Annotated in this window: 23 protein-coding genes and 1 pseudogene; 12 read left to right on the top strand and 12 right to left on the bottom strand. The window is 63.6% G+C overall.

Going from position 1 to position 26,047, the window contains the following annotated elements:
* Positions 1-2 precede the first annotated feature (2 nt).
* Entirely contained in the window at positions 3-1,157 is a 1,155-nt protein-coding gene (gene ttgA / locus HG549_RS20600) for a toluene efflux RND transporter periplasmic adaptor subunit TtgA (protein WP_170032211.1), read from the bottom strand.
* Positions 1,158-1,414: 257 nt separating this feature from the next.
* Here ttgA and ttgR point away from each other — a divergent pair, with 257 nt between their 5' ends.
* On the top strand, positions 1,415-2,047 hold the full coding sequence (ttgR, locus tag HG549_RS20595; protein WP_170032208.1) for an efflux transport transcriptional regulator TtgR: 633 nt from the start codon (positions 1,415-1,417) through the stop codon (positions 2,045-2,047).
* A gap of 66 nt (positions 2,048-2,113) precedes the next feature.
* Here ttgR and HG549_RS20590 read toward each other — a convergent pair whose 3' ends face one another.
* Complete coding sequence (locus tag HG549_RS20590; protein WP_170032205.1) at positions 2,114-3,565, bottom strand: MDR family MFS transporter; 1,452 nt, start codon at positions 3,563-3,565, stop codon at positions 2,114-2,116.
* Positions 3,566-3,985: 420 nt separating this feature from the next.
* On the opposite strand from HG549_RS20590, the gene HG549_RS20585 reads away from it, so the two are divergent.
* Positions 3,986-4,855, top strand: a complete 870-nt coding sequence (locus tag HG549_RS20585) for an oxaloacetate decarboxylase (protein WP_170032202.1) — start codon at positions 3,986-3,988, stop codon at positions 4,853-4,855.
* A gap of 134 nt (positions 4,856-4,989) precedes the next feature.
* Here the strand turns inward: HG549_RS20585 and HG549_RS20580 are convergent, their stop codons facing one another.
* Entirely contained in the window at positions 4,990-5,895 is a 906-nt protein-coding gene (locus tag HG549_RS20580; RefSeq protein ID WP_170032199.1) for a LysR family transcriptional regulator, read from the bottom strand.
* Positions 5,896-5,998: 103 nt separating this feature from the next.
* Between HG549_RS20580 and HG549_RS20575 the strand changes: the two genes are divergently transcribed.
* Positions 5,999-6,874: an MBL fold metallo-hydrolase gene (locus HG549_RS20575; RefSeq protein ID WP_170032196.1), complete on the top strand. Its 876-nt coding sequence runs from the start codon at positions 5,999-6,001 to the stop codon at positions 6,872-6,874.
* A gap of 25 nt (positions 6,875-6,899) precedes the next feature.
* Positions 6,900-7,511, top strand: coding sequence for an NAD(P)-dependent oxidoreductase (locus HG549_RS20570; protein ID WP_170032193.1), 612 nt, complete (start codon positions 6,900-6,902; stop codon positions 7,509-7,511).
* A gap of 215 nt (positions 7,512-7,726) precedes the next feature.
* On the opposite strand, the gene HG549_RS20565 is transcribed toward HG549_RS20570, so the two are convergent.
* Positions 7,727-8,602: a LysR substrate-binding domain-containing protein gene (locus tag HG549_RS20565; RefSeq protein ID WP_170032190.1), complete on the bottom strand. Its 876-nt coding sequence runs from the start codon at positions 8,600-8,602 to the stop codon at positions 7,727-7,729.
* Between the two features lie 114 nt (positions 8,603-8,716).
* Between HG549_RS20565 and HG549_RS20560 the strand changes: the two genes are divergently transcribed.
* Positions 8,717-10,354: a 5-guanidino-2-oxopentanoate decarboxylase gene (locus HG549_RS20560; RefSeq protein WP_170032187.1), complete on the top strand. Its 1,638-nt coding sequence runs from the start codon at positions 8,717-8,719 to the stop codon at positions 10,352-10,354.
* Between the two features lie 45 nt (positions 10,355-10,399).
* On the opposite strand, the gene HG549_RS20555 is transcribed toward HG549_RS20560, so the two are convergent.
* Complete coding sequence (locus tag HG549_RS20555) at positions 10,400-11,320, bottom strand: AraC family transcriptional regulator (RefSeq protein ID WP_170032184.1); 921 nt, start codon at positions 11,318-11,320, stop codon at positions 10,400-10,402.
* A gap of 202 nt (positions 11,321-11,522) precedes the next feature.
* Here HG549_RS20555 and HG549_RS20550 point away from each other — a divergent pair, with 202 nt between their 5' ends.
* Together HG549_RS20550 and HG549_RS20545 are read left to right on the top strand one after the other, a co-directional pair.
* On the top strand, positions 11,523-11,816 hold the full coding sequence (locus HG549_RS20550) for a putative quinol monooxygenase (protein ID WP_170032181.1): 294 nt from the start codon (positions 11,523-11,525) through the stop codon (positions 11,814-11,816).
* Between the two features lie 162 nt (positions 11,817-11,978).
* Positions 11,979-12,212 carry a hypothetical protein gene (locus tag HG549_RS20545; protein WP_170032178.1) on the top strand — a complete coding sequence of 78 codons (234 nt, stop codon included), beginning with the start codon at positions 11,979-11,981 and terminating at the stop codon, positions 12,210-12,212.
* Here HG549_RS20545 and HG549_RS20540 read toward each other — a convergent pair whose 3' ends face one another.
* Together HG549_RS20540 and HG549_RS26155 are read right to left on the bottom strand one after the other, a co-directional pair.
* A complete protein-coding gene (locus tag HG549_RS20540; protein ID WP_170032175.1) occupies positions 12,213-12,818 on the bottom strand; it encodes a flavin reductase family protein in 606 nt (201 codons plus the stop codon).
* Positions 12,819-13,057: 239 nt separating this feature from the next.
* A pseudogene (locus HG549_RS26155) lies at positions 13,058-13,420 on the bottom strand (heme utilization protein); the annotation flags it as partial.
* A gap of 343 nt (positions 13,421-13,763) precedes the next feature.
* Between HG549_RS26155 and HG549_RS20530 the strand changes: the two are divergent.
* Positions 13,764-14,516, top strand: coding sequence for a hypothetical protein (locus HG549_RS20530; RefSeq protein ID WP_170032169.1), 753 nt, complete (start codon positions 13,764-13,766; stop codon positions 14,514-14,516).
* 93 nt (positions 14,517-14,609) lie between these two features.
* Here HG549_RS20530 and HG549_RS20525 read toward each other — a convergent pair whose 3' ends face one another.
* The 4 genes from HG549_RS20525 to bglX form a co-directional block, all read right to left on the bottom strand.
* Positions 14,610-15,929: an MFS transporter gene (locus tag HG549_RS20525; protein ID WP_170032166.1), complete on the bottom strand. Its 1,320-nt coding sequence runs from the start codon at positions 15,927-15,929 to the stop codon at positions 14,610-14,612.
* A gap of 278 nt (positions 15,930-16,207) precedes the next feature.
* Positions 16,208-17,542 (bottom strand): sigma-54 dependent transcriptional regulator, encoded by a 1,335-nt coding sequence (locus HG549_RS20520; protein WP_170032164.1) that lies wholly within the window; start codon positions 17,540-17,542, stop codon positions 16,208-16,210.
* On the bottom strand, positions 17,536-19,293 hold the full coding sequence (locus tag HG549_RS20515; RefSeq protein ID WP_170032162.1) for an ATP-binding protein: 1,758 nt from the start codon (positions 19,291-19,293) through the stop codon (positions 17,536-17,538). Before HG549_RS20515 ends, HG549_RS20520 begins: the two co-directional genes overlap by 7 nt.
* A 145-nt stretch (positions 19,294-19,438) precedes the next feature.
* Entirely contained in the window at positions 19,439-21,730 is a 2,292-nt protein-coding gene (bglX, locus tag HG549_RS20510; protein WP_170032160.1) for a beta-glucosidase BglX, read from the bottom strand.
* 187 nt (positions 21,731-21,917) lie between these two features.
* Here bglX and HG549_RS20505 point away from each other — a divergent pair, with 187 nt between their 5' ends.
* Entirely contained in the window at positions 21,918-22,535 is a 618-nt protein-coding gene (locus HG549_RS20505; protein ID WP_170032158.1) for a TPM domain-containing protein, read from the top strand.
* Positions 22,536-22,721: 186 nt separating this feature from the next.
* Positions 22,722-23,954: an SAM-dependent methyltransferase gene (locus HG549_RS20500; protein WP_170032156.1), complete on the top strand. Its 1,233-nt coding sequence runs from the start codon at positions 22,722-22,724 to the stop codon at positions 23,952-23,954.
* 4 nt (positions 23,955-23,958) lie between these two features.
* Here HG549_RS20500 and HG549_RS20495 read toward each other — a convergent pair whose 3' ends face one another.
* Positions 23,959-24,843, bottom strand: a complete 885-nt coding sequence (locus tag HG549_RS20495) for a DNA-binding response regulator (protein WP_170032154.1) — start codon at positions 24,841-24,843, stop codon at positions 23,959-23,961.
* Positions 24,844-25,286: 443 nt separating this feature from the next.
* Between HG549_RS20495 and HG549_RS20490 the strand changes: the two genes are divergently transcribed.
* Complete coding sequence (locus HG549_RS20490) at positions 25,287-25,481, top strand: Flp family type IVb pilin (protein WP_170032152.1); 195 nt, start codon at positions 25,287-25,289, stop codon at positions 25,479-25,481.
* A 36-nt stretch (positions 25,482-25,517) separates the two neighbouring features.
* Complete coding sequence (locus HG549_RS20485; RefSeq protein WP_170032149.1) at positions 25,518-26,036, top strand: prepilin peptidase; 519 nt, start codon at positions 25,518-25,520, stop codon at positions 26,034-26,036.
* Positions 26,037-26,047: the final 11 nt, after the last annotated feature.

The following is a 26,047-nucleotide window of genomic DNA, read 5'->3' as shown; positions in this document are numbered from 1 at the left end:
GTTTACTCCGCTTTGGCGTCTGCTTTCGCCGCGTTGGCCTGATCGGGGCCTGCGGGTTTCTTGACGTTGGTGGCTTCGCTGACCTTGACCTCGACGCCCGGGCGCACGTACTGCAGCCCTTCGGTGATCAGGCGGTCACCGGGGTTCAGGCCTACCTCGATCAGCCAGTCGCTGCCCAGGGTACGGTTGGCCTTGAGCTGGCGCAGTTCGACCTTGTTCTGCTGGTTGACCACCAGCGCGGTCGGCGCGCCTTTCAGGTCGCGGGTCACGCCCTGTTGTGGCGCCAGGATGGCGTTGGCATTGACCCCGGCCTTGAGCCGCGCATGCACGAACATGCCAGGCAGCAGGGTGTGGTCAGGGTTGGGGAACAGCGCCCGCAGGGTGACCGAGCCGGTGGTCTCGTCGACCGCCACTTCGGAGAATTCCAGGCGGCCTTCCTGCTTGAACAGGCTGCCGTCTTCCAGCACCAGCTGCACCGAGGCGGCGTTGTCACCGGCCTTCTGCAACTGGCCGCTTTCCAGGTCACGGCGCAGCTTGAGCAGCTCGGCGGTGGACTGGGTGACGTCGACGTAGATCGGGTCGAGTTGCTGGATGGTCGCCATGGCGTTGGCCTGGCCATTGCTGACCAGCGCACCCTCGGTGACCGCGGAGCGGCCGATACGGCCGCTGATCGGTGCCAGCACCTTGGTGTAGCGCAGGTCGATCTGCGCGCTCTTCAGCGAAGCCTCGGCCTGCAATCGTTTGGCATTGGCGTCGTCGTATTCCTGTTTGGACACCGCCTGTTCGTCGATCAGCTGCTTGTAGCGTTCGGCCAGCGAGCGGGTGGCCTGCAGGTTGGCCTGGGCATTGGCCAGGTTGGCTTCGTACACGGAAGGGTCGATCTGGTACAGCTGCTGGCCTTCCTTGACTTCGCTGCCTTCCTTGAACAGGCGCTTGAGAATGATGCCATTGACCTGCGGGCGCACTTCGGCGACGCGGTAGGCACTGGTGCGCCCCGGCAGTTCCGAGGTCAGGGTGAAAGCTTGGGGCTGGATGGTCACGACGCCGACCAGAGGAGCCTGCGCCACAGGCGCTGCTTCTTCTTTCTTGCAGCCACTGAGCAGGGATGCCAGGGCGACGGCGGAAACCAGAGCGGTAACGGCTGGCTTGAATTGCATGAGGATCCTCGGGGCGCTGGAGCTGGGAGACGCTCAAGAGTAGTGGAAGTGTGTTGATCTGGAAAAATTGCTGTCCGGTGGATAAATAGCTTGCTAAGGAATATACTTACATTCATGGTTGTTTGTAAATACCGCTGGGTTGTACTTGGGTACTGCCACAGCCCTTGATTAGCTCATCCGCGAGGCGCCCTGCAGAGGTGCTCCGGAGCATTTCCCGTACGCGCCGAGCGTTCGGGCCAGACGAGGTTGGTACTGCCATGGTCCGTCGAACCAAAGAAGAAGCCCAGGAAACCCGCGCCCAGATCATCGAGGCGGCGGAAAGGGCCTTCTACAAGCGCGGGGTTGCGCGAACCACCCTGGCCGATATCGCCGAACAGGCGGGTGTGACGCGAGGGGCCATCTACTGGCACTTCAATAACAAGGCCGAGCTGGTGCAGGCCTTGCTCGACAGCGTGCACGAAACCCATGACCACCTGGCGCGAGCGAGCGAAAGCGAGGACGAAGTGGACCCGCTTGGCTGCATGCGCAAGCTGTTGCTGCAAGTGTTCAACGAGCTGGTGCTCGATGCCCGAACCCGGCGTATCAATGAAATCCTGCATCACAAGTGCGAGTTCACCGATGACATGTGTGAAATTCGCCAGCAGCGCCAGGCTGCGGTGCTGGATTGCCACCAGGGCATCACCCTGGCGTTGGCCAATGCCGTGCGCCGCGGGCAGTTGCCAGGCGAGCTGGATGTCGAGCGCGCGGCGGTGGCCATGTTTGCCTATGCCGATGGCCTGATCGGGCGCTGGCTGTTGCTGCCTGACAGTTTCGACCTGTTGCAAGATGTCGAAAAATGGGTCGACACCGGGCTGGATATGCTGCGCTTGAGCCCGGCGCTGCGCAAATGACACTTTGTTAAGGATTGTTAGGGAGTGTTTCCTCTTTGTATTAAGAGGGGATTAATGCGGCGGCCTTCAGCGGCCGCGCAACTGCCGGTCTGGCAATGCCAATGCGGCAAACAGCCCCAGCACCGCCACCCCGGCACTCCCCATCAACAGCTGCCGGAACGTTTCCAGCAAGCGCGCCTGCGTCACCAGGTCCACCTCACCGGCCTTGAGGCTGCCCAGCAAGGGATTGCCCAGCGACTCGAACCCGCCTTGCTGCAGCAGGGCCAGCAGCAGGCTGGACATGCATGCCACGCCCATGGCCCCGCCCAGCGAGCGGAACAGGTTGGTGGTGCTGGTGGCGACACCGATGTCCTGGCTGGCCACCGCGCTTTGCGTGCCCACCAGCGAGGTCGGAAACTGCAGCCCGCAGGCAATACCGGTCAGCAGCATGAACAGCGCGCTGAGCCCGCCCGCCTGTGGCGGGGTCAGCGCCATGGCCAAAATGGCCACTGGCATCAGCAGCGCACCGGCCAGGATCTGTGGCTTGTAGCGCCCGGTCCGGCTGGTCAGGCGGCCGCCAGAAAAGGCACCCACGGGCAAGCCCATCACCAGCGGTAGCAGATGCAGGGCAGCGCTGTCGGCACCGGCGCCGGTGATGCCCTGGAAGCGCAACGGCATCAGCATGGTCAGCGAGATCGACTGGAAGCTGGCGAAGAAAATGACGCCCCAGCACAGCACTGCCACACGGTTGCCGAACAGGCTGAGCGGTAGCAGCGGCTCCGGGCAGCGGCGCTCGTGGGCAATGAACAGCAGCAGGCCCAGCCCGGCACAGGCAAACAGGGCCAGTACGGCCGGGTCGGCCCAGGCGTGGCCTTGTCCGACCAAGGTGATGCCCAGCAACAGGCTGCCCAGGCCGAGGATCAATAGGACCGCGCCGAGATAGTCCACCTGCGCCTCGCGGCGTTGCGCCGGCATGCCGCCGAGCGCGCGGCGGATCGCCCACAGCGCGAGCAGCCCCAGGGGCAGGTTGATCCAGAACACCCAGCGCCACGACAAATACGCAGTCAGCCAGCCACCCAGCACCGGCCCGGCGACGCTCGCCACCGCGTACATGCTGCTGAAATAGCCCTGGTAACGGCCGCGCTCGCGCGGTGGTACGAAGTCACCGATGATCGCCTGGCTCACCGAAACCATGCCGCCCGCGCCGATGCCCTGCAGTACCCGAGCCAGCACCAGTTGCGGCATGTCCTGGGCCAGGGCGCAGGCGATCGAGGCCAGGGTGAACAGGCTGATGCCGGTAAGGATCATCCGTCGTCGCCCATACAGGTCACCCAGTTTGCCGTAGATCGGCACGGCCACGGTCATCGCCACCATATAACCGGAGATGACCCAGGCCAGCAGGCCGACATCGTTGAACTGTGCCGAGATCGCAGGCAGCGAGACGGCGACGATGCTCTGGTCCAGTGCGCCGAGAAAGATCGCCAGCATCAGGGCGGTGAGCACGTTGCGCAGGGTGGTGGGGGGTAAGGCGGCGGTCACGGGAATACCTTGTCTGTGTGTGGCGGCCTGTTCGCGGATATCGTTGGGCCCGGGGCCAACGGCGTACTGGTGGGCGCGGCTCTACGCGCGAAAAAGCCGTCCGATTGTAACCTGAGTTAGGTAGCTTCCTATGTACTATGTGCATCCCCTATGCAAGATCGGCATTGGCGCATTCATCCAGTGCTGCATGGCTGCGTGATATCGTTGGTATGCCACAAAGGCTGAAAACCGCGGCTTGCACCAGCTTGGTGCAACATTTTGCCGCAGCTGTTTTGCGCCTTTGTCTCCCACACCTTTTATTCCTCTGCCTGCATGTCGAGCATGACCGCCCAGATGGCGACGGTTGGAACAGGTCAGGTAGACCCGATTACAGGGGTCGGTAGTTACCGTTCGAATTTCAACTCATTTTGCGGAGTGATCATGCCCAAGGCTTCCCATCAAGATCTGCGTTTTGCCTTCCGCGAGCTGCTCGCTTCAGGTGCCTGTTACCACACCGCATCGGTGTTCGACCCGATGTCGGCACGCATTGCCGCAGACCTGGGCTTCGAGGTCGGCATTCTCGGCGGCTCCGTCGCTTCGTTGCAGGTACTGGCCGCGCCGGACTTCGCCCTGATCACCCTCAGCGAGTTCGTCGAGCAGGCCACCCGTATCGGTCGGGTGGCGCAACTGCCGGTGCTGGCTGACGCCGACCACGGCTACGGTAACGCGCTGAATGTCATGCGTACGGTCATCGAACTGGAGCGTGCCGGCGTGGCCGCACTGACCATCGAGGACACCCTGCTGCCGGCACAGTTCGGGCGCAAGTCCACCGACCTGATCCCGGTCGAAGAGGGCGTCGGCAAGATCCGCGCGGCGCTGGAGGCGCGGGTCGATTCCTCGTTGTCGATCATTGCCCGGACCAACGCTGGCGTGCTGCCCACCGAAGAGATCATCGTGCGTACCCAGAGCTACCAGAAGGCCGGTGCCGACGGTATCTGCATGGTCGGCGTGAAGGACTTCGAGCAGCTCGAGCAGATTGCCGAGCACCTGACGGTACCGTTGATGCTGGTCACCTATGGCAACCCGAACCTGCGCGACGACGAGCGCCTGGCGCGCCTTGGGGTACGCATCGTGGTCGATGGCCACGCCGCCTACTTTGCCGCGATCAAGGCTACCTACGACTGCCTGCGGCTGCAGCGCGGCCAGCAGAACAAGTCGGAAAACCTCAGCGCCACCGAGCTGTCGCACACCTACACCCAGCCTGAGGACTACATCCGCTGGGCCAAGGAATACATGAGTGTCGAGGAGTGACAGCGCGACCTCTGTAGGGGCGGCCTTGGGTCGCGAAAGGCTGTACGGCAGCCCCGGCATTTTTTGGGTTTTGAACAGGATCCTGGGACCGCTTTGCGGTCCTTTCGCGACACGAGGCCGCTCCTGCACCGGCGTCACAGGTCCCTGTCCCACTCCGGTTCGTCGCTGAACCGCTGCACCAGGAAGTCCAGCATGCTGCGCAAGGTCGCCGGCATGTGTTTGCGCGAGGTGTACACCGCATTCAGGTTCAGCTCGCGCGGCTTTGCCTCGGGCAGCAGGCGCACCAGCTCGCCCCGGCGCAGCGCCTCGGCGGCCTGATAGGTCGGCAGCATGGCGATGCCGGCGCCGGCCAGCGCCGCCTTCTGCAGGGTCATCGCCTCGTTGGCGCTGATATTCCCTGCCACGGGCACGGCGACCGGCTGCCCGGCCACCTCGAAATGCCACAAGCTGTGGCCGAAATAGGCATGAGTGAGGCAATTATGCCGGCTCAGGTCCTCGACCCGTTGCGGCGTGCCGTGTTCGCGCAGGTAGGCCGGTGCCGCGCAGACTGCCGAGCGGCACACGCTCAGGCGCCGGGCGATCAGGTTGGGGTCCAGGTCGTTGCTGGTGCGGATCGCCAGGTCGATGCGTTCGTCCACCAGGTTGACCGTGCGATCGAGCATTTGCAGCTCCACCTTCACTCCCGGGTAGCGCCGAACGTAGGCAGCGACCGCATCCACCAGCTGGGCCTGGCCGAACGAGGTGCTTACGCTGATGCGCAGCGCGCCTCTGGGGGCGTCATCCGGTTGCTGCACCGCGGCTTGCAGGTCGCCAGCCAGTTCCAGCAGTTGCCGGCAACGGGGCAGGGTTTCCTGGCCGGCGGCAGTGAGGCTGAGCCTGCGCGTGGTGCGCTGCATCAACCGCGCGCCAACCCAGTCTTCCAGCTCTGCCAGGTAGCGCGACACCACTGGCCGGGAAAGCTGCAGATGATCCGCCGCCGCTGACTGGCTGCCGAGGTCGACGACGGTGACGAAAACACGCATGGCGTTGAGGCGGTCCATGATCTGCCCGATTTCAGAAACAAACTATGTGCGAGGATCGCATTTTTTGGCATGGATCGGGCAACTAAGCTGTTGGGCATTGTTCATCTGACGAGCGTTCCCAATGCCTCTTTCCACCACCTTGCGTGGCCTGCTACTGGCCTGCGTTACCCTGGCCGGCCCGGCGCTGGCTGCCGAGCCCTTGCAGCTGGAGGTCTACAACCCAGGCCATGCAGCGATCTTCCCGGTCAGCTCAGTGATCATCAGCGGCGAACATGACGCCGTGCTGGTCGATGCCCAGTTCGGCAAGGCCCAGGCCGAGCAGCTGGTGCAGCGTTTGCGGGCTGGCGGCAAGCACCTGACCAGCATCTACATCAGCCATGGTGACCCGGACTACTACTTTGGCCTGGATACCCTGACCCGGGCCTTCCCCGACGCCAAGGTACTGGCCTCGGCCGCCACGGTTGCCCATATCCGCCAGACCATGGCGGCCAAGCTGGCCTACTGGGGGCCGCAGATGGGCGCGAACAAGCCGGTGCGGCTGGTGCTGCCGCAGGTGCTCGACGGCGACCGGCTGATGCTGGAGGGCCAGGCCCTCGAGGTGGTTGGCCTGGACGGCCCGCAACCCGACCGCAGTTTCGTATGGATCCCGTCGATCAAGGCGGTGGTCGGTGGCGTGGTGGTATCCGAGCACATCCATGTGTGGATGGCCGATACCGCATCGGCCAAATCGCAGGCTGACTGGCTCGCCACCCTGGCGCATATCGAAGCGCTGGCGCCGCGCACGGTCATCCCCGGGCACTACCTGGGGGACAGCAGCCGGTCGCTGCAGGCCGTGCAGTTCACGGCGAACTACATTGGTGATTTCGCTGCCGAGACCGCCAAGGCGAAAGATGCCGGGGCGTTGATCGAGGCGATGAAGCAACGTTACCCAGGCCTGGCCGATGAGAGTTCGCTGGTGTTGGGGGCCAAGGTCGCCAAGGGTGAGATGAAGTGGTAGTTCCTTACTGGATGGAGAGTATCCCATGAAGATCGCGATTATTGGTGCCACTGGCCGTGCTGGCAGCCAGTTGCTGGAAGAAGCCCTGCGCCGTGGCCACAGTGTGCTGGCCATCGCCCGTGACCCTTCGCGCTTGCAGGGGCGTGACGGGGTGACCGTCAAGGCGCTTGACGTCAAGGACAGCGCAGCCTTGCAAGCGGCGGTAGCCGGGATGGATGCCGTATTGAGCGCGGCGCACTTCGCGACCATCGAGCCGCACGCCATCATCGAGCCGGTCAAGCGGGCCGGGGTCCGGCGCCTGCTGGTGGTGGGCGGGGCCGGCAGCCTGTTGCTGCCCTCGGGGCACCGGGTGATCGACAGCCCGGACTTCCCGGAGGCGTACAAGGCCGAGGCGGCGGCCGGGGCGCATTTTCTGCAGGTGTTGCAACGGGAGCCGAACCTCGACTGGACCTTCCTGTCGCCGTCGGCGGAGTTCGTCGAGGGTGAGCGCAGCGGGCATTACACGCAGGGCAAGGACCACCTGCTGATCGGTGCCGACGGCCGGAGTTGGATCAGCTTTGCCGATTACGCGATAGCCATGCTCGACGAACTGGAAAAGCCGCAGCATTCGCGGCAGCGCTTCACAGTCGGCTATTGAGCGGCCCCATGCGCGGGTAAACCCGCTTCCCCTGCCAGGCTCTGTATGAAAAGTCTTGAGACGCAGGTCAGGCAAGGCGAAAACAGCCGAGGAAGCGGAGTGTACTGGAGTACATGAGCATTCCGAGGCTGTTTTCAACGCAGCATGAACAAGTATCAAGGCTTTTCGTACAGAGCCTAGGTCACGGGTGCTGAAACCCGCGCAATGCTTGGTCGTCACAGACCGGCCTGGCGTTCCAGCCAATTCAGCAGTTCCACCAACCCCGGTGGCAAGCCCTTGGCCTGGCTCACCAGGTAATACCCCTTGCCGGTCATTACCTTGAGCGCAAACGGCATGCACAGGCGCCCTCCGCGCAAGTCATCGCCGATCAGCGACCAGTCGCCAATGGCCACGCCGGTGCCCTGTGCGGCCATGGCCATCGCCATGTCCAGGGTCTCGAAATGCTGTTTCGGCCCCTGACTGGCCAACGTCACCCCGGCCGCCTGCAACCACAGCCGCCAGTCGTGCTCATCCCGCGACGGGTGCAGCAGCATGTGCCGGGCCAGATCTTCAACCTGCTGCAGCGGCAGCGGCCCGTTGCGCAGCGAGGGCGCACAGACCGGCGTCAGCTGCTCGTCGAACAGCTTGCGCACGCGCAGCCCCTGGTTCGGTGCATCGCCATAGACCACCGCCGCATCGAAGCCCTCGCGACGCAAGTCCACCCCATGCTGCACCGTGGTGGTCAGTTCCACCGGCACATCCGGGCGTAGCGCCTGCCATTCCATCAGGCGCGGTAGCAGCCAGCGCATCACGCAGGTTGGCGCCTTGAGCTGCAAGGTGGCGCTGCGCCCACCCACCTCCCGCACCCCTTGTTCGATCAGCGCGAATACCTGTTGCACCCGTGGCAGCCAGTCCTGGCCCTCGCGCGTCAGGCTCAGCCCGCGCGCCTGACGCTGGAACAGGGCATAACCCAGGTGCTCCTCGAGGGCTGCAATCTGCCGGCTGACGGCACCTTGGGTAATGTGCAACTGCTGCCCGGCGCGGGTGAAATTGCAGTGCTGGGCGGTGACCAGAAAGGTGTGCAGCGCAGGCAGCGGCGGAAGGCGTTTCATTGTGCTCAGCCATGATCCCAGGACATGGCTAGTATGCGTTTTTTTGCATTGTGAGAGTAGCCGCGGGTTAGGTCCAATAACGCCATAACCCAACAAGATTCACGGTGGACCCCAATGGCAACCTGCGGCGAAGTTTTGGTCAAACTCCTTGAAGGCTATGGCGTGGACCATGTCTTCGGCATCCCTGGCGTACATACCGTGGAGCTGTACCGCGGCCTGGCGGGGTCGACCATCCGCCATATCACCCCGCGCCATGAACAGGGTGCCGGGTTCATGGCTGACGGCTATGCGCGTACCCGTGGCAAGCCCGGGGTGTGCTTCATCATCACCGGCCCGGGCATGACCAACATCACCACCGCCATGGGCCAGGCCTATGCCGACTCGATTCCGATGCTGGTCATTTCCAGCGTGCAGTCCCGCAACCAATTGGGCGGTGGCCGCGGCAAGCTGCACGAGCTGCCGAACCAGGCGGCGCTGGTGGCGGGGGTAGCGGCGTTTTCCCACACCTTGATGAGTGCCGACGACCTGCCACAGGTGCTGGCGCGGGCCTTCGCCGTGTTCGACGGGGCCCGGCCGCGGCCGGTGCATATCGAGATCCCGCTCGATGTGCTGGTCGAGCCGGCCGAGCACTTGCTGCCCGGGCGTGCGGTGCGTGGCAGCCGGGCAGGGGCAGCGCCGCAGGCGGTGGCACAGATGGCCGAGCGCCTGGCCAATGCACGGCGGCCACTGATCCTCGCCGGGGGCGGCGCGCTGGCTGCGGGTGCTGCGCTGGCGCGCCTGGCCGAACACTTGCAGGCCCCGGTGGCACTGACCATCAATGCCAAGGGCTTGCTGCCGTCCTGCCACCCGCTGCAGATCGGCTCGACCCAGTCACTGCCAGCCACGCGGGCACTGGTGGCCGAGGCTGACGTGGTGTTGGCTATTGGCACCGAGCTGGCCGAAACCGATTATGACGTGACCTTCAAGGGTGGCTTCGCGATCCCGGGCAGCCTGCTGCGCATCGACATCGACCCGGACCAGACCGTGCGTAACTACCTGCCCGAGCTGGCGCTGGTGGCTGACGCCGAACTGGCGGCCGAGGCGTTGCTCGGCGCCTTGCAGGCGCAACCGCAGCCCGTGCGCGAAAGCACCTGGGGGGCTGCCCGCGTGGCCAACCTGCGCCAGGCGCTGGCGGCCGGTTGGGACCAGCCAACCTTGAGCCAGACGCGTCTGTTGCAAGCGATCCTCGAATGTTTGCCGAATGCCGTTCTGGTGGGCGATTCGACCCAACCGGTCTACACCGGCAACCTGACCCTGGACATGGACCAGCCACGCCGCTGGTTCAATGCTTCGACCGGCTACGGCACCTTGGGTTATGCCTTGCCGGCGGCCATGGGCGCCTGGTTGGGCAGCGCCGAGCAGCTTGGCGAGCGTGCGCCTGCGGTGTGCCTGATCGGGGACGGTGGTTTGCAGTTCACCTTGCCAGAGTTGGCCAGCGCAGTGGAGGCGCAGGTTCCGCTGGTCGTGCTGCTGTGGAATAACCAGGGGTACGAGGAGATCAAGAAATACATGGTCAACCGTGCCATCGAGCCGGTCGGGGTGGATATCCATACCCCGGATTTCCTTGGCGTGGCGCGGGCACTGGGGGCCGCGGCGGAACATGTGGCCGATGTGGCACAGCTGCAGGCGGCGCTGATGCTGGCGGTGGAGCGCAACGGGCCGACCCTGATCCAGGTTGACCAGAACCAGTGGCAGGCGGCCGTGTTGGCTTGAGCAACCATTGTTGCCTGTACCGGCCGCTTAGCGGTAACACCGCACTCAGCCGGCCGTGGCTCGCAACCGCGCCACATCGCGAATCGGTGGCGCACCATACAGCCGGCTGTATTCCCGGCTGAATTGCGACGGGCTTTCGTAGCCGACCCGATAGGCTGCCACCGCCGCCTCGAGCCCGTCGTTCAGCATCAACCGCCGCGCCTCCTGCAAGCGCAGCTGCTTCTGGTACTGCAACGGGCTCATCGAGGTCACGGCCTTGAATCGGTGGTGCAAGGTCGAGGTACTGAGGTTGACCACCCGTGCCAGGTCCTCGATGCGCAACGGCAACTGGTAGTTCTGGTTGAGCCAGGTGATGGCCTGGCAAACCCGGTGGGTCTGGCTGTTGGCCAGGGCGATTTCATACAACCGGTAGCCCTGCGGGCCTCGCAACAGGCGATAAAGAATCTCTCGGCGAAACAGCGGCGCCAGCATGGCGATGTCGCGCGGCGTGTCCAGCAGGCGAATCAGCCGCAGCAGGGCGTCGAGCAAGGCGGCGTCGGTTCGTTCCACGTACAGGCCACGCCCCGAGGGCCGGTTGGGCACCAGCATCGGCCCGCTTTCGGCAATCAGCTGGCTGATCTCGGCTGGGTCCAGGTCCAGGCGCAGGCCCAGGCTGGGGTGCTCGGGGCTGGCATCGAGCCGCACGCCGCTCAGTGGCAAGGTCACTGAAACCACCATGTAGTGCAGCGGGTCGTAGGCGTACTGTTCATCGCCGAGGAACAGGCTCTTGCTGCCTTGGGCAAGGATGCACAGGGCGGGTTGCGCCAGGGTCGGCACCGAGCGGACATTCTCGGTATAGCGCACCAGGTACAGGTCATCGATGGCCGAGGCCGGGCCATAGGGCTCACCGGCGTGGCGGCTGATCAGCTCGGCCAGCTCCTGGCGTTGCAGTTCCAGGGTGGGGTCGATGGACGTGGCGATGGTCATGATGGCTTTCCTCTGCTGACCGACGCAGCATAGGTTTGGGCAATGGCCGGCGCTAGTCGAAAGCTGCACGCCGATTGCCTGATCCTGCCGCGCTGCAGGATCAGGCAATCGCCAGGCAGTATTGGCCTAACGAGTCGCGTGGGGCAGCGCCTAACCTTGGCAGCCTGGCTTTTCCGTCCGCCTGCTTCAAGGAGATTGTGCAATGACCCCGACACGACCGGTCACCCACCTTGCTTTCATCCGTGCCAGCAGCGGGCGCTCGGCAGAACTGGGCGCACGCCTGCGTGACCTGCTCGAACCCTCGCTGCGGGCACCGGGTTGCCTGAGTTTCACCGTCCAGCGGTCGCAGGCCGATAGCGACCTGTGGCTGCTCAGTGGTAGCTGGCAGGACCAGCAGGCAATGAGCGGGTACTTTGCTTCGCCGACGCTGGAGGTGTTTGGTGAGCTGGTGCAGGCTCAGGTAGTCAGCAGCCTGGACCTGCATACTTTTGATTGAGGTAATGCCTGTACAGGGCCTACCGCCGGCACGCCGGCTCCCGCAGGGGCATCATGGCACTGCAGAGCGGTGTATCGGTGCGAGCAGGCTTGCTGGCAATAGGGCCGGTACAGCCGAATAAGGTAAAATGCCGGCCCTCGATCAACCAGGCGTATAGCGACAATGGCACGTAGAGAATTCCCGCATTTCGAAGCGGTTTCGGCGATGGTCCCGGTGGAAGGCGGCGGTTACAACGCTGCGATTGCGGTCAAGGCCCTGGGCATGGGCGGCGCGCCGCGCTTTCACAAGGTGCTCGAAGGCCAGGTGTTCAAGGGCGCCGTGGCCGCCGACGAGGCGGCCACGGCCGAGCTGCAACGCCTGCAGGGCGTCAGCGATGAAGGTGAACTGATCTGGTGATCAGGCCGGTGGCCGGGCCATCTTGAACAGGTTGCCCAGTTCGAAATAGTCCGCCGGGCCACCGCCACGCAGGATCGGTTCGGCGGCAGCGGTATCGTAGATGCCGTTGTTCAACAGGTGCTCGGCAATGTGCACCGCCACTACTTCACCGAGGATCAGCCAGCTGGGCACCAGTTCCTGGTCGGCCCGCTTGAGCTGGACGATCTGGCTGACCTTGCACTCGAAGGCCACTGGCGTTTCGCCGACGCGCGGCACGCTGACGATGCGCGACGGCGTGGCGGTGAGGCCGCTCAATTCGAGTTCGTTGACCTCGGCGGCAACCGGCGCACAGCTCTGGTTCATTTGCGCGGCCAACGGGCGGGTGGCCAGGTTCCAGACGAATTCGCCGGTCTGCTCGATGTTGTTCAGGCTGTCTTTGCGCCCGACGCTGCAGAAACCGATGATCGGTGGAATGTAGTTGAAGGCGTTGAAAAAGCTGTAGGGCGCCAGGTTCAGGCGGCCTTCGCGGTCCTGTGAAGAGATCCAGCCGATAGGGCGGGGGCCGACGATGGCGTTGAATGGGTCGTGGGGCAGGCCGTGGCCTTTGGCAGGTTCGTAGTAGTACATCTGTGCTGGGCTTGCAGGCCCTACCTCCTGGTGGACAAGACGCCTAGTGTGCCAAGCCTGTGTCCGCCTGCAAATGATCAAGCCCGGCCGAAGCCGGGCTGGTAGCGCGCATCAGTAGATCAGCTGATGCGGTGGGCGTCGGTGCGGTCGAAACCATCTTCAGCGAAGCGCTGGCCACCGGTGCGGTCGAAACCATCTTCAGCGAAGCGCTGGCTACCGGTGCGGTCGAAACCATCTTCAGCGAAGCGCTGGCTACCGGTGCGGTCGAAGCCATCTTCGGCGAAGCGCTGGCCACCGGTGCGGTCGAAACCATCTTCGGCGAAGCGCTGGCCACCGGTGCGGTCGAAGCCATCTTCGGCGAAGCGCTGGCCACCGGTGCGGTCGAAACCATCTTCGGCGAAGCGCTGGCCACCGGTACGGTCGTAGCCGTCTTCGGCGAAGCGTTGGCTGCCAGTGCGGTCGAAACCATCTTCAGCGTAGGTAGCGGCTTGGCTCTGTACCGCTGTGAAGGTGTTGGCCTTGGTGCGGCTGTAGCCATCTTCAGCGAAAGCACCAGCAGCGAAAACCGAGAGGGCCAGGGTCAGGATCAGTTTGTTTTTCATGGTCGTTGCTCCAGTGGGTTTGAAGGTTGTTTGTTTCTATGGGTTTGATACTACGCCGATTAATTAGATTAAAAAGCGCAAAAAATAGCGCTTAAGAATCTATTTTCTCGATGTGTCTGTGTGCGTCTATCGCTGATCCCTGGCGTGGTGCTACCCGAGATCCCCTGTTTCACACAGGCAATCGATTACCAGCCATTGCAGCTTGGAGGGGAGGAATTAATAGGGTGTTAAGAATGAAAAATAAGTCATGAATGACCGATGAACGCATTTTTCATTTATCACCAACCGATTTTTCAGACGCTGCTCAGCACCATCGCCGCATTTCATAAGGAGCGGCACAATAATGAACAAACTTCCGCAAATCACCTTGGCCTTCTGGGTCATGAAGATCTGCGCTACCACGCTTGGGGAAACCGCGGGTGACTTGCTGTCGATGACGTTGAACATCGGCTATGCACTCAGCTCGCTGCTGCTAATCAGCGTGTTTCTGCTGACCTTGCTTGGCCAGCTGTATTCGCGCCGTTACCACCCACTGCTGTACTGGCTGGTGATCCTCTCCACCAGCACCGCCGGTACTACCATGTCCGACTTCATGGACCGCACGCTCGGCCTGGGTTATGCCGCGGGTTCGGCCCTGCTCATCGGTATTTTGCTGCTGACCTTCCTGGCCTGGCGCCTGAGTGGCAACCCACTGGACGTCACCCGCATCAAGAACCGAGCGGGCGAGCTGTTCTACTGGGTGGCGATACTGTTTTCCAACACCTTGGGCACCGCCTTGGGCGATTACCTGGCAGACGACTCGGGGCTTGGTTTTGCCGGCGGCGCCTTGCTGATCGGCAGCACTATCGCCCTGGTGGTGGTGGCCCGCTACTGGACGCGGATCCCCGCTGTGGTGCTGTTCTGGGTGGCGTTCGTGCTCACCCGCCCGTTCGGTGCAACGCTGGGTGATTTCCTCACCAAATCGCATGCAAAGGGCGGCCTCGGCTTCGGCACGGTCGGTTCTTCGGCGGTGTTGGGCGGGGTGTTGCTGATACTGGTGCTGATGGCCACCTGGTACCAGCGCCGTGAACCGCGTCCGGCATTGGAGATGTCCTGACCGGTTGGGGGCTAGAGCTGCGTATTGAATGACCCAATGAAAAGGGCGCCCCGAAAACGGTGCGCCCTTGTTCATTTCGGTACCCTCATACGGTTACTCGGTAGTAATCCGCGAGTGCTGCTTGGTGTCCTTCATGGTTGCGTATACCAGCAGCGAGCAGGCGATGCAGGCGGTGACATACCAGTAGAAGCCGCTTTCCATGCCAATGCTCTTGAACCACAGGGCCACGTACTCGGCAGTGCCGCCGAAGATCGACACGGTCAGGGCGTACGGCAGGCCCACGCCCAGGGCGCGGATTTCGGTGGGGAACAGCTCGGCCTTGACCACGGCGTTGATCGAGGTGTAGCCGCTGACGATGATCAGCGCGGCCATGATCAGGAAGAACGCGCCCCACCAGGTCTGGATGGTGTGCAGGGTGCTGAGGATCGGTACGGTGAACAGGGTACCGAGTACCCCGAAGGCGATCAGGATCGGACGACGGCCGATCTTGTCGGACAGGCCACCGATTACCGGCTGCAGGCACATGAACAGGAACAGCGTGGCGGCCGAGATGGTGGTCGAGTCGCTGATGCTCATGCCCACGGTGTTGACCAGGTACTTCTGCATGTAGGTGGTGTAGGTGTAGAACGCCAGGGTGCCGCCCATGGTCAGGCCGACCACGGTCAGCAGTTCCTTGGGATGGCGCAGCAGGGTGCGCATCAGGCTTTCCTTGGCCTTTTCCTTCTTGGTGAAGGAGGCGGTTTCTTCCATGCCGCGACGCAGGTACAGGGCCACCACGGCGCACAGCGCACCGATCACGAAGGGTACGCGCCAGCCCCAGGCATACAGCTGCTCGGTGGTCAGGGTCTGTTGCAGGACGATCAGTACCGCCAGGGCAATCAGCTGGCCGGAGATCAGCGTCACATACTGGAAGCTGGAGAAGAAGCCACGGCGGTCCTTGCTGGCCATTTCGCTGAGGTAGGTGGCCGAGGTGCCGTACTCACCGCCCACCGACAGGCCCTGCATCAGGCGGGCGATGACCAGCAGGATCGGCGCGGCGACGCCGATGGTTTCGTAGCCCGGGGTCAGGGCGATGACCAGGGAGCCGGCACACATCAGCAGCACCGAGGCCATCAGCGCGGCCTTGCGGCCTTTGCGGTCGGCGTACAGGCCCATCAGCCAGCCACCGATCGGGCGCATGAGGAAGCCCACGGCGAAGATCGCGGCGGTGTTGAGCAGTTGTGCGGTGGAGTCGCCGGCCGGGAAGAAGGCTTTGGCGAAGTACAGCGAGAATGCTGCGTAGACGTACCAGTCGTACCATTCGACCATGTTGCCGATGGACCCGCTGAAGATCGACTTCAGGCGGCTGGCGGTGGTTTTTTCCGCGGCGGGCGCAGTGGCCGCCCCGGCGGGCAGGGTGGTGGCGTTATCCATCAGGGATACCTTCTCGTTGTTTTTGTGGAGCGCGCCGAGGCGCAGCTTGCACAGGCAATTGCAGAAGGTGTGCCAGATGGGGGCAGGGTGATCCAGAAGGGGGGCGCCTTGCGCCCTTCGCGGGCACGCCCGCTCCCACAGGGGCCGCGTGAAACCTGGCGTGTGGTGTTTCCTTGTGGGAGCGGGCGTGCCCGCGAAGGGCTGCAACACAGCCCGCAAAAACTCTCCCTATGAGCGGTTTTTTGCTTATTCGCCGAGCCTGATAAGCGGATTTCCGCTCATTCGCGCTCGATAAAGTCTTCGCGGACCAACCCGTGCCGCTGCATCTTCTCGTTAAGCGTACGCCGAGGCAGTTGCAAGGCTTCCATCACCGCCTTGATTTCACCCCCATGTTGGCGCAGCGCCGCCCGCAGGCATTGCGCCTCGAACGCCTCCATCTGCCCGCTCAGCGACTGCCCGGTCGGTGCTACCTCAAGGTCCGGCGAGCCCAGCCCCAGGGCGTGGCGTTCCGCCGCGTTGGCCAGTTCGCGCACGTTGCCCGGCCAATCATGCACCAGCAGCTGTGCCAGCTGGCTGCCCGACAGGGGCGCTGCCGCACGGCCGAGCTTTTCCGCGGCGGCGCGGGCAAAGTGCTCGAACAGCAGTGGAATATCCTCTCGCCGTTCACGCAGCGGCGCCAGGCGCAGCTCGGCCACGTTTAGGCGGTAGGCGAGGTCTTCACGAAAACGCCCGGCGCGGGCTTCTTCGAGCAGGTCGGGCTTGGTCGCGGCAATGATGCGCAGGTCGACGGCAATGCTCTGGTTGGCCCCCAGCCGCTCCAGCTTCTGTTCCTGGATCACCCGCAACAGCTTGGCCTGTTGTGCCAGTGGCATGCTCTCGATCTCGTCGAGGAACACCGTGCCACCGTTGGCATATTCCAGCTTGCCGATGCGTTTGCCCTGGGCGCCGGTAAAGGCGCCGCTCTCATGGCCGAACAGCTCGGCCTCGAACAGCGATTCGGGGATCGCCGCGCAGTTGAGGGCGACGAACGGTTTGCCCGCGCGCGGGCCAAAATCGTGCAGGCAGCGGGCCACACGCTCCTTGCCGCTGCCGGTTTCGCCACGGATCAGCACATTCACCGGCAGGCTGGCCAGGTCCAGCACTTGCCGACGCAGCTGTTGCAGGCCCTGGGACATCCCAAGCAGCGTATCTTCCAGGCGAGACTTGAGATCGGCCTGCTGGTGCAGCTTGCGGTTTTCCAGCACCAGTTGGCGCTTCTCCAGGGCCCGGCGCAGGCTGCCCAGCAGGTGCTGCGGGGTAAAGGGTTTTTCCAGGAAGTCGTAGGCGCCGCTGCGCATGGCTTCCACCGCCATGGGCACGTCGCCGTGCCCGGTCAGGAGGATCACCGGCAGGTCGGGGTCATCCGTTTGCAGACGTTCGAGCAGTTGCAGGCCATCCATGCCAGGCATGCGCACGTCGCTGATGATCACCCCGGGGAAATGCCGGGGCAGGTGGGCCAGGCATTCTTCGGCGCGGGCGAACAGCTGCACGCTGAAGCCGGACAGGCTCAGCCATTGCTCGACCGCCGTACGGATACTGGCTTCATCATCGACAACGATCACCGAATTCAACATACAGGCTCCAGGTCACGGGGCAGGGTAAGGCTGAGGCGCGCGCCGCCGGGCAGGTTTTCGGCCTGCAGCTGGCCACCGGCCTCGTGGACGATGCCATAGGAAATGGCCAGGCCCAGCCCCAGGCCTTCGCCGACCGGCTTGGTGGTGAAGAACGGGTCGAACACCTTGGCCAGGTTGGCCTGGTCAATGCCGCCCCCCGAATCCAGCACGCTCAGGCGCCATAGCTCGCCGTCGGGTTCGATGCGGATCTCCAGGCGTTTGTAGCGCTTGTCGGCCATGGCGTCGAGCGCATTGCGCAGCAGGTTGATCAGCACCTGCTCCAGGCGAATGGCATCACCGCGGACCCAGGCCGGGCGTGCCAGGTACAGCGCCACTTCCACCGCTTCGCTGCGTATGCGCGGTTCCAGCAGGTGCAGGGCCTGGTCGACCACGGTGGCCAGGTCGAGGCGCTCGCGCAGGCCGACCGGGCTGTTGCGGGCGAAGGTTTTCAGGTGGCCGGTGAGCGCGGCCATGCGCGTGAGCATCTGCTCCAATGGCTCCAGGGCCTGGCGCGCTTCGTCGTAGCGGCCATGATCAAGCAGCAGGCGCAGGGTTTCCAGTTGCATGCGCTGGGTGGTCAGTGGCTGGTTGATCTCGTGGGCCATGGCCGCCGACATCTGCCCCAGCGCGGCCAGCTTGGCCGACTGTACCAGGCCCTCCTGGGCCGTGCGCAGTTCGCGGGTGCGTTCCTCGACCTGGCGCTTGAGCTCTTCGCGGCTGCGCTGGCGCAGGCGGGCCAGGCGCAGGCGCTGGCTGAGGAACAGTGCGGCGAACACCAGGCTCAGCCACACGGCGGCGGCGGCCAGGGCCGCATTACGGCCGTCGGCCACGACCTGCGGCTTGCGCAGCAGGTGCAAGGTCCAGGCTTCACTGCCCAGCGGCAGGCTTTCCCACAGGTATTCGCCAGTGCCGGCCGGGCCGTGCACACGGCTGAGCGTGCTGTTTTCGGCAAAGCGGGTCAGCACCTCGTGCTGTAGCGGCACCAGCGGGTGCTTGTCGTATTGACGGGTTTCCGCCAGTTCGGCGCGGTCGGCGCCACTGAGCGGTTGCAGCTCGCGGTAGCGCCAGCCGTCCTGGTTGGCGATGAAGGTGATGCCGCGGGCGTCGCTGACCAGCAGGATGTCGCTGCCCTGGCGCCACTCGCGTTCCAGTTCGGGAAACTCCAGCTTCACCACCATCGCGCCGAGAAACTGGCCGTGCTCGTCGTTCACGGCACTGGCGAGGAAATAGCCTGGTACCCCGCTGGTTACCCCGACGGCATAGAAGCGGCCACTGCCTTGGCTGCGCGCCTGCTTGAAATAGGGCCGGAAGCCATAGTTGGAGCCCACGTAGCTGCTGGGCAGGCGCCAGTTGCTGGCGGCGATGGCCAGGCCGTTGCGGTCGAGCAGCTCGAGGGTCGAGGAATTGGCTGCGCCGTTGATGCGCTCGAGCTTGCGGTTCAGGGCGTGTTGCAGCGGTTCGCTGACCGGGCCCTGCAAGGCGGCGATCAGCTCCGGGTCCAGCGCCAGCACGGCGGGCAGGGCGCGGTAACGGTCAATCAGCGTGTGCAGCGTGTTGGCGTACAGGCCCAGCTGCTGGCTGGCGCGCCGCGCATCGTCTGCCATGGCCTGGCGCTTGGCCTGGTGCATGGCCCAGCCGGCGCTGAGGGCGGTGCCCAGCACGATCAGCAGGGTGATCAGGCCCAGACGCAGGGCGCGAAAGGAAAACGGCATGGGAGGCGGATCCGGTTGATTGGGATATCGGGGCCGGCTTCTTCGCGGGTGAAGCCGCTCCCACTGGAACTGCACAGCCTGTCAGTTTGCAGTGAACCCGTGGGAGCGTTTTACCCGCTGGAAGGCCGGCACAGGCAGCCTTCAGTTACAGCAGTTCGAAACTCTGCTGCTGTACCGCCTGGGAGTCCAGGCCCACCTGGACATTGAACTCGCCCGGTTCGGCCAGCCGCTGCAGCTGGCCATTGTAGAACTTCAGGTCTTCCTCGCTGATGCGGAAGCTCAAGGTGCGCGACTCACCCGGCTTGAGCATGAGTTTCTGGAAGTTCTTCAGCTCCTTGACCGGCCGGCTCATCGACGCCGACACATCCTGCAGGTACAGCTGCACCACGGTCTCGCCGGCCACCTTGCCGGTGTTCTTCACCGTCACCTGGGCCTGCAGCGTGTCGCCACGCTTGAGGTCCTTGCTCGACAGCTTCAGGCCCGACAGCTCGAAGCTGCTGTAGCTCAGGCCGTAACCGAACGGATACAGCGGGCCGTTGGGTTCCTCGAAGTACTGCGAGGTGTAGTTGCCTGGTTTGCCCGGGGTGAAGGGGCGACCGATGCGGGTGTGGTTGTAGTACATCGGGATCTGCCCGACCGAGCGCGGGAAGGTGATGGCCAGCTTGCCGGACGGGTTGTAGTCGCCGAACAGCACGTCGGCAATCGCATTGCCACCTTCGGTACCGGCGAACCAGGTTTCGAGAATGGCATCGGCTTGCTCGCGCTCCCAGCTGATCGACAGCGGGCGGCCGTTCATCAGCACCAGCACCAGTGGCTTGCCGGTAGCCTTCAGGGCCTTGATCAGCTCACGCTGGCTGGCCGGGATTTCCAGGGTGGTGCGGCTCGACGACTCGTGGGACATGCCGCGCGATTCGCCGACCACCGCCACCACCACATCGGCCTGCTTGGCCGCCTTCACCGCCTCGTCGATCAGCACCGCAGGCGGGCGCGGGTCGTCGACGATCTCGGGCGCATCGAAGTTGAGGAAGTTCAGGTAATCGAACATCGCCTTGTTGCCGGTGACGTTGGAACCCTTGGCGTAGACCAGTTTGGCCTTGCCCTCGACGGCGCGGCGCAGGCCTTCGCGTACGGTCACCGAATGCTTGGGTTGGCCGTCGGCTGCCCAGCTGCCCATCATGTCGATCGGCGCATCGGCCAGTGGGCCGACCAGGGCAATGGTGCCGGCCTTTTTCAGCGGCAGGGTCTGGTTGCGGTTTTCCAGCAGTACCAGGCTGCGACGCGCCACGTCACGCGCGGCTTCGCGGTGCAGGCGATCGTTGCCGTAATAGTCCTTGAGGTCGCTTTCGGCCTTGCCGATACGCACGTACGGGTCCTTGAACAGGCCCATGTCGTACTTGGCGCCCAGCACTTCGCGCACCGCCTGGTCCAGTTCGCGCTGGGTCACTTCGCCGGACTTCAGCAAGCCTGGCAGCTCTTGGCCGTACAGGGTGTCGTTCATGCTCATGTCGATGCCGGCCTTGATCGCCAGCTTGGCGGCTTCGCGACCGTCGCGGGCGACGCCGTGGCGGATCAGCTCCTGGATGGCGCCGTGGTCGCTGATGGTGACACCCTTGAAGCCCCACTCCTTGCGCAGCAGGTCATTCATCAGCCAGGTGTTGGAGGTGGCCGGTACACCGTTGATCGAGTTCAGCGCCACCATCACCCCGCCGGCACCGGCGTCCAGCGCGGCGCGGTAGGGCGGCAGGTAATCGTTGTACATCTTCGGCAGGCTCATATCGACCGTGTTGTAGTCGCGCCCGCCTTCCACCGCGCCGTACAGGGCGAAGTGCTTGACGATGGCCATGATGCTGTCGGGGTTGGCCGGGCTGCTGCCCTGGAACGAGCGGACCATCACCTGGCCGATCTTCGAGGTCAGGTAGGTGTCTTCGCCAAAGCCTTCACTGGTGCGGCCCCAGCGCGGGTCGCGGGCGATGTCGACCATCGGCGCGAAGGTCATGTCCAGGGCGTCGGCCGCCGCTTCGATGGCGGCAGTACGACCGACCTTGGCCACGGCGTCCATGTCCCAGGTCGCGGCCATGCCCAGGCCGATCGGGAAAATCGTGCGTTCGCCATGCACGGTGTCGTAGGCGAAGAACATCGGGATCTTCAGCCGGCTGCGCATCGCCGCGTCCTGCATCGGGCGGTTCTCGGGTGCGGTGCGCGAGTTGAAGGTACCACCGATGCGGCCGGCGGCAATTTCCTCGCGGATCTTGTCCTTGGGCATCTCCGGGCCGATGCTGATCAGGCGCAGCTGGCCGATTTTCTCGGCTTCGGTCATCTGGCTGATCAGATGGTCGATGAACGCCTGCTTGTCCTGCAGGGGTGGAGCGGAGGGGGCGGCGAGGGCCGCCTGGCTGGCCAGGCCCATGGCCAGGCCCAGCAAAGACAGTTTCATCATCAATTCCATTTTTGGGGCCTCTGCCGTATCGACGGTGATACGCGCGCGGCCGAAGTTTTCAGGCGGCTATTGTTGTACGATTTGCGGGCTTTTCTTCCTGCGGCGGATTATGCCTGAATCTGTCGCCAGCGGACGAAGCCCCGAATGCCGGGAAAACAACTATAAGAACGCTAAAGAGACCGACGGCATGACCCCCCTCGACGAATACCACCAGCGCCAGGTTGCCGAAGCCATTGCCCGCGCCGAGCAGCGCACCGATGCCGAGCTGGTCACGGTGCTGGCCCGGCGTGCCGACGACTACGCCTACTGGCCGTTGTTCTGCGCTGCGCTGCTGGCACTGCTGGTGCCGGGCCTGTTGCATTGGCTGCTGGGCTGGCCCGGTGGGCGCGGCTTGCTGGTGGCCAATGTGTTGCTGTTTGTCGGCTTGTGCCTGCTGCTGCGCCAGCCGCGCCTGGCCGCCTGGCTGATCCCCCGGGCGCTGCGCCGCTGGCGCGCGTCGCGCCTGGCCCGGCAGCAGTTTCGCGAACAGAACCTGCAGCGTACGGCTGGCGCCACCGGGGTGCTGATCTTCGTCTGCGAGGCGGAGCGGCATGTCGAGATCCTGGTCGACCGCGGTATCGAGCACTGCCTGGATGCCAGGGCCCGCGCGGTCATCGTCGCCCGGCTTGCCGAGCAGGTGCGCCAGGGGCGGACCTTGCAGGGCTTTGTCGAGTGCATCGAGGCATGCGGCGAGCTGCTCAGCAAGCACGTGCCGCCTACCCATGCGCGTAACGAGTTGCCCAACCGCCTGGTGATCCTCGACTGATTGGCAGTTTGCCGGCCGACCGCGTCTTCACCGTGGGGGCGGGCGCGCCGCGAAGCCGGCAACGCGGTGCATGGCAGCGGATCTGCTGCTATTCGCGGGCAAGCCCGCTCCCACAGGATCGGCGCCCCCCTGTAGAATGCGCAGATTGCGCCCTGCGCTTCCCGCTATCCGAGGCACCGCTTTCCTATGTCCGCCCGTTCTTCCGCCCCCGCCGCCCCCGCCGCGCCGGATGCCCGCGCCCAGTTTCTCGACCTGCTGAACACCGCCCTGCAGGGCAATACCTTGGTCAAGCTGGTGCTGGCGCGGCATGTCGGTGCCGACCAGACCTTGCAACGGATCATTGCCAAGCCGCTGCAGGTCAAGGGCCAGGCGTGCCTGTCGCTGGTCTATCGCCACCAGACCCGCGACATCACCCGTAACCTGGCGCTGGAGCAGGCCCAGGCGCTGGTCGCCGAACTGTTGCCGGACAGCTTTCGCAACGCCCACTTGTTCGACGCCGACGGCGAAGTGCAGCTGACCTTCAGCAAGAAGGGCAAGCCCATGCTCCAGCGCCACGGCGCCCAGGCACCGCGCGAGGCGGCCGACAGCAGTGGCCATGACCGTGAGAAAAAGCGCTACCTGGAGCTGTCGCGACCGTTCCTGCGCGATCTGGGCGTGACCGATGCGCAAGGCGCGCTGATCCCGTCCATGTCGCGCAAGTGGAAGCAGATCAACAAGTTCATCGAGGTGTTCGACCACGCCCTGGCCGGCGCCCCGGTAACGGCGCAGCAGGCGTTGCGGGTGGCCGATTTCGGTTCGGGCAAGGGCTACCTGACCTTCGCCATGCACGATTACCTGCGCAACAGCCTCGGCCGCGATGCCGAGGTTACCGGCGTCGAACTGCGCCAGGACATGGTCGACCTGTGCAACGCCGCGGCCTCGCGCCTGGAACATCCGGGCCTGGTATTCCAGTGTGGTGATGTACGCAGCGTGGTGCCGGCGGCCATCGAAGTGATGATCGCCCTGCATGCCTGCGACATAGCCACCGACTACGCCATCCACACCGGCATCCGCTGCAACGCCGCGATCATCATGTGCTCGCCGTGTTGCCACAAGCAGATCCGCCCGCAGCTGCACAGCCCGGGGTTGCTGCAACCGATGCTGCAGTATGGCCTGCACCTGGGCCAGCAGGCCGAAATGCTCACCGACAGCCTGCGCGCGCTGTACCTGGAAGCCTGTGGCTACGAAACCAAGGTGTTCGAGTTCATCTCGCTGGAGCACACCAACAAGAACAAGATGATCCTTGCGGTGAAACGGCGGCAGGTGGCGGACAACAGCGCATTGCTGGAAAAGATCGCGCAGCTCAAGGCGTTCTATGGGGTGCAGGAGCATTGCCTGGAGACACTGTTGCGGGCGGACGGTTTGCTGCCCGGGGCATGATCCATCAGCGGTTCTTGTGAAACGCCGCACTGGTTGGCAAGGCGTTTTCCAGTACCCGCGCCAATGCGCTCTTCAACGGATCGGCTTCGCTGGCCACGCCGCCGAGCTGGCTGGCCTGGCGATACTCGCTGGGGGTGCAGTTGGTGAACTGCTTGAAGGCGCGGGCGAAGTAGGACGGGTCCTTGAAGCCGGCCTCATAGCCGATGCTGGTGATGGGCATCTGGCTGTTGGCAAGCAGGTCCATGGCCAGGTTCATGCGCTTGCTCAGGATGTATTCGACAAAACCAAGCCCGTTGACCTCCTTGAACAGGCGACTGAAGCGAGCCGTGGTCATGCCGCAGCGCTGGGCGAGGTCCTTCTGGTCGATGCATTCGCGAAAATGCTGGTCGATGTAGGGCATGACCTTGCCGAGCGCCTTGTGCTTGTGGTGTTCGTTGGTCAGGCGAATGCTGTCTGGCAGGGACGGCAGATGGTCGATCTGCTGCGCATTGTCCTGACGGTTGGCGACACGACGGACCTCGCAAAGCTGTTTCAGCACATCGAGGTAACGACTCATCTCGCTGCCGGTCAGCGGCAGCACCAGGTACTCCCAGACGCGTGAACGCATGGCCCAGACCGCCAGCTCTTCGGAGTGCTGCACGGTGAACATGGTAATCGGGACGGAAGGGGAGTTGCGCTTCACTTCCAGCAGCAGGTTGAGGTTGAGCGTGTCGGGGCGATCGAAATGCATGCAGATCATGTCTGCCTGCTGGCGCTCGGCAGCCGTGACCGTTTTTGCCAGCTTGCAATCGCAGACATGGCTGAATTGCGCCATCAATGCTTCGGTGGATCGATCGCGGGTCAGATCGAACCACAGCAATAGCGGCTTTCTGCCCAAGTTAGACATCATGCTTAACCTGCTCCTGGCGGGTTTCCCTACGTGCTGAAGTATCGACAATAGACGATTGGCCTGCCGAACGATTGGTTATCAGGCTAGTTCAATTTTTTTCGTTCAGTTCTATGTGTTGGTTAAGGCACTGATTCCAGACACTCTCCGGTAGATGCCTGATGTTTGCAGCGGGTTACCGTTTGTCGGCACTGCAGGGGATTGCCGATGCATGTCCGGAATCGTCAGCAAATGCATATGTAAACGCGTCTCGCATAGCATTTTCCCGCTTGTTTTCACCGGCGTTGTCATGTTTTCAGGTGATGGCAAAAAGCCGCAAAAAAGTCCTAGCGATTCGCAAAAAACTCCTAACGACTATGCCCAGCCCCTGACTAGGATTCTCCACAGGTAGTGCAATCCGCCACTGCCCGGGAAGAACAACATTGTCCTTAGCGAGGTGAGCGAAAATGACTCTGCAAACAATCAAGGCTTCGGTCACGAAGTTTGTCAAAGACGAAGACGGCCTGACCGTTGTGGAATATGCAGTAGCCGGTGGGTTGATCGCCCTCGTTCTGGTGACGGCTTTCACCAACTTGGGTACCGCAGTAAAGACCAAGATCAACGCATTGATTACTGCCCTCGGCGGTACCCCTGCTCCTTGAATCAATTCTTCACCAGGCCCCAAGGGGGATGCAGCAATGTCAGCAGAGTCTCTGTCCGCCATTGTCGTGCTGCTAGGGCTGTTGGGCATTGCGGTGGTTGGCGATCTTCGCAGCCACCGCATTCCCAACCTGTTGATCTTGTTGGGGCTGGGGTTGGGGTTGGCAGGCCAGGTTCACGCGGCGGGATTTGCCGGGCTGGGTGATGGCGTGCTGGGCATGTTGCTAGGTTTTACCGTGTTTATTCCGATGTACGCGCTGGGGGGCATGGCCGCCGGCGACGTTAAGTTGATGGCCATGGTCGGTACTTTTCTTACACCACATGAAGCACTTTCGGCTGCACTTCTTAGCCTGATTGCGGGTGGTGTATGTGGGATGTCGATAGTGTTCATACGCGGACAGTTGAAACAGACTTTGCAACGCTATTGGTTGGTGTTGACGGCTCAGGCCTATTTTGCACCGACGGCCGATGAAGTTGCAGGCAAGCCTTTTCCTTATTCAGTCGCGATCCTGTCCGGAACCCTTGTCAGCCTTTTCTGGCAACCGCTTGGCCAATAGCCTGGGAGGCT

Source organism: Pseudomonas sp. SK, from assembly GCF_012975065.1.
GTDB classification, from domain to species: Bacteria; Pseudomonadota; Gammaproteobacteria; order Pseudomonadales; family Pseudomonadaceae; genus Aquipseudomonas; species Aquipseudomonas anuradhapurensis.
This window is presented reverse-complemented; position numbering and strand designations above follow the sequence as displayed.

Bases quoted from the DNA above. Each gene is read 5' to 3' on its own strand.
- ttgA (WP_170032211.1), bottom strand. From the start codon at position 1,157: ATGCAATTCAAGCCAGCCGTTACCGCTCTGGTTTCCGCCGTCGCCCTG.
- ttgR (WP_170032208.1), top strand. From the start codon at position 1,415: ATGGTCCGTCGAACCAAAGAAGAAGCCCAGGAAACCCGCGCCCAGATC.
- HG549_RS20585 (WP_170032202.1), top strand. From the start codon at position 3,986: ATGCCCAAGGCTTCCCATCAAGATCTGCGTTTTGCCTTCCGCGAGCTG.
- HG549_RS20580 (WP_170032199.1), bottom strand. From the start codon at position 5,895: ATGGACCGCCTCAACGCCATGCGTGTTTTCGTCACCGTCGTCGACCTC.
- HG549_RS20575 (WP_170032196.1), top strand. From the start codon at position 5,999: ATGCCTCTTTCCACCACCTTGCGTGGCCTGCTACTGGCCTGCGTTACC.
- HG549_RS20570 (WP_170032193.1), top strand. From the start codon at position 6,900: ATGAAGATCGCGATTATTGGTGCCACTGGCCGTGCTGGCAGCCAGTTG.
- HG549_RS20565 (WP_170032190.1), bottom strand. From the start codon at position 8,602: ATGAAACGCCTTCCGCCGCTGCCTGCGCTGCACACCTTTCTGGTCACC.
- HG549_RS20560 (WP_170032187.1), top strand. From the start codon at position 8,717: ATGGCAACCTGCGGCGAAGTTTTGGTCAAACTCCTTGAAGGCTATGGC.
- HG549_RS20555 (WP_170032184.1), bottom strand. From the start codon at position 11,320: ATGACCATCGCCACGTCCATCGACCCCACCCTGGAACTGCAACGCCAG.
- HG549_RS20550 (WP_170032181.1), top strand. From the start codon at position 11,523: ATGACCCCGACACGACCGGTCACCCACCTTGCTTTCATCCGTGCCAGC.
- HG549_RS20545 (WP_170032178.1), top strand. From the start codon at position 11,979: ATGGCACGTAGAGAATTCCCGCATTTCGAAGCGGTTTCGGCGATGGTC.
- HG549_RS20540 (WP_170032175.1), bottom strand. From the start codon at position 12,818: ATGTACTACTACGAACCTGCCAAAGGCCACGGCCTGCCCCACGACCCA.
- HG549_RS20530 (WP_170032169.1), top strand. From the start codon at position 13,764: ATGAACAAACTTCCGCAAATCACCTTGGCCTTCTGGGTCATGAAGATC.
- HG549_RS20525 (WP_170032166.1), bottom strand. From the start codon at position 15,929: ATGGATAACGCCACCACCCTGCCCGCCGGGGCGGCCACTGCGCCCGCC.
- HG549_RS20520 (WP_170032164.1), bottom strand. From the start codon at position 17,542: ATGTTGAATTCGGTGATCGTTGTCGATGATGAAGCCAGTATCCGTACG.
- HG549_RS20515 (WP_170032162.1), bottom strand. From the start codon at position 19,293: ATGCCGTTTTCCTTTCGCGCCCTGCGTCTGGGCCTGATCACCCTGCTG.
- bglX (WP_170032160.1), bottom strand. From the start codon at position 21,730: ATGATGAAACTGTCTTTGCTGGGCCTGGCCATGGGCCTGGCCAGCCAG.
- HG549_RS20505 (WP_170032158.1), top strand. From the start codon at position 21,918: ATGACCCCCCTCGACGAATACCACCAGCGCCAGGTTGCCGAAGCCATT.
- HG549_RS20500 (WP_170032156.1), top strand. From the start codon at position 22,722: ATGTCCGCCCGTTCTTCCGCCCCCGCCGCCCCCGCCGCGCCGGATGCC.
- HG549_RS20495 (WP_170032154.1), bottom strand. From the start codon at position 24,843: ATGATGTCTAACTTGGGCAGAAAGCCGCTATTGCTGTGGTTCGATCTG.
- HG549_RS20490 (WP_170032152.1), top strand. From the start codon at position 25,287: ATGACTCTGCAAACAATCAAGGCTTCGGTCACGAAGTTTGTCAAAGAC.
- HG549_RS20485 (WP_170032149.1), top strand. From the start codon at position 25,518: ATGTCAGCAGAGTCTCTGTCCGCCATTGTCGTGCTGCTAGGGCTGTTG.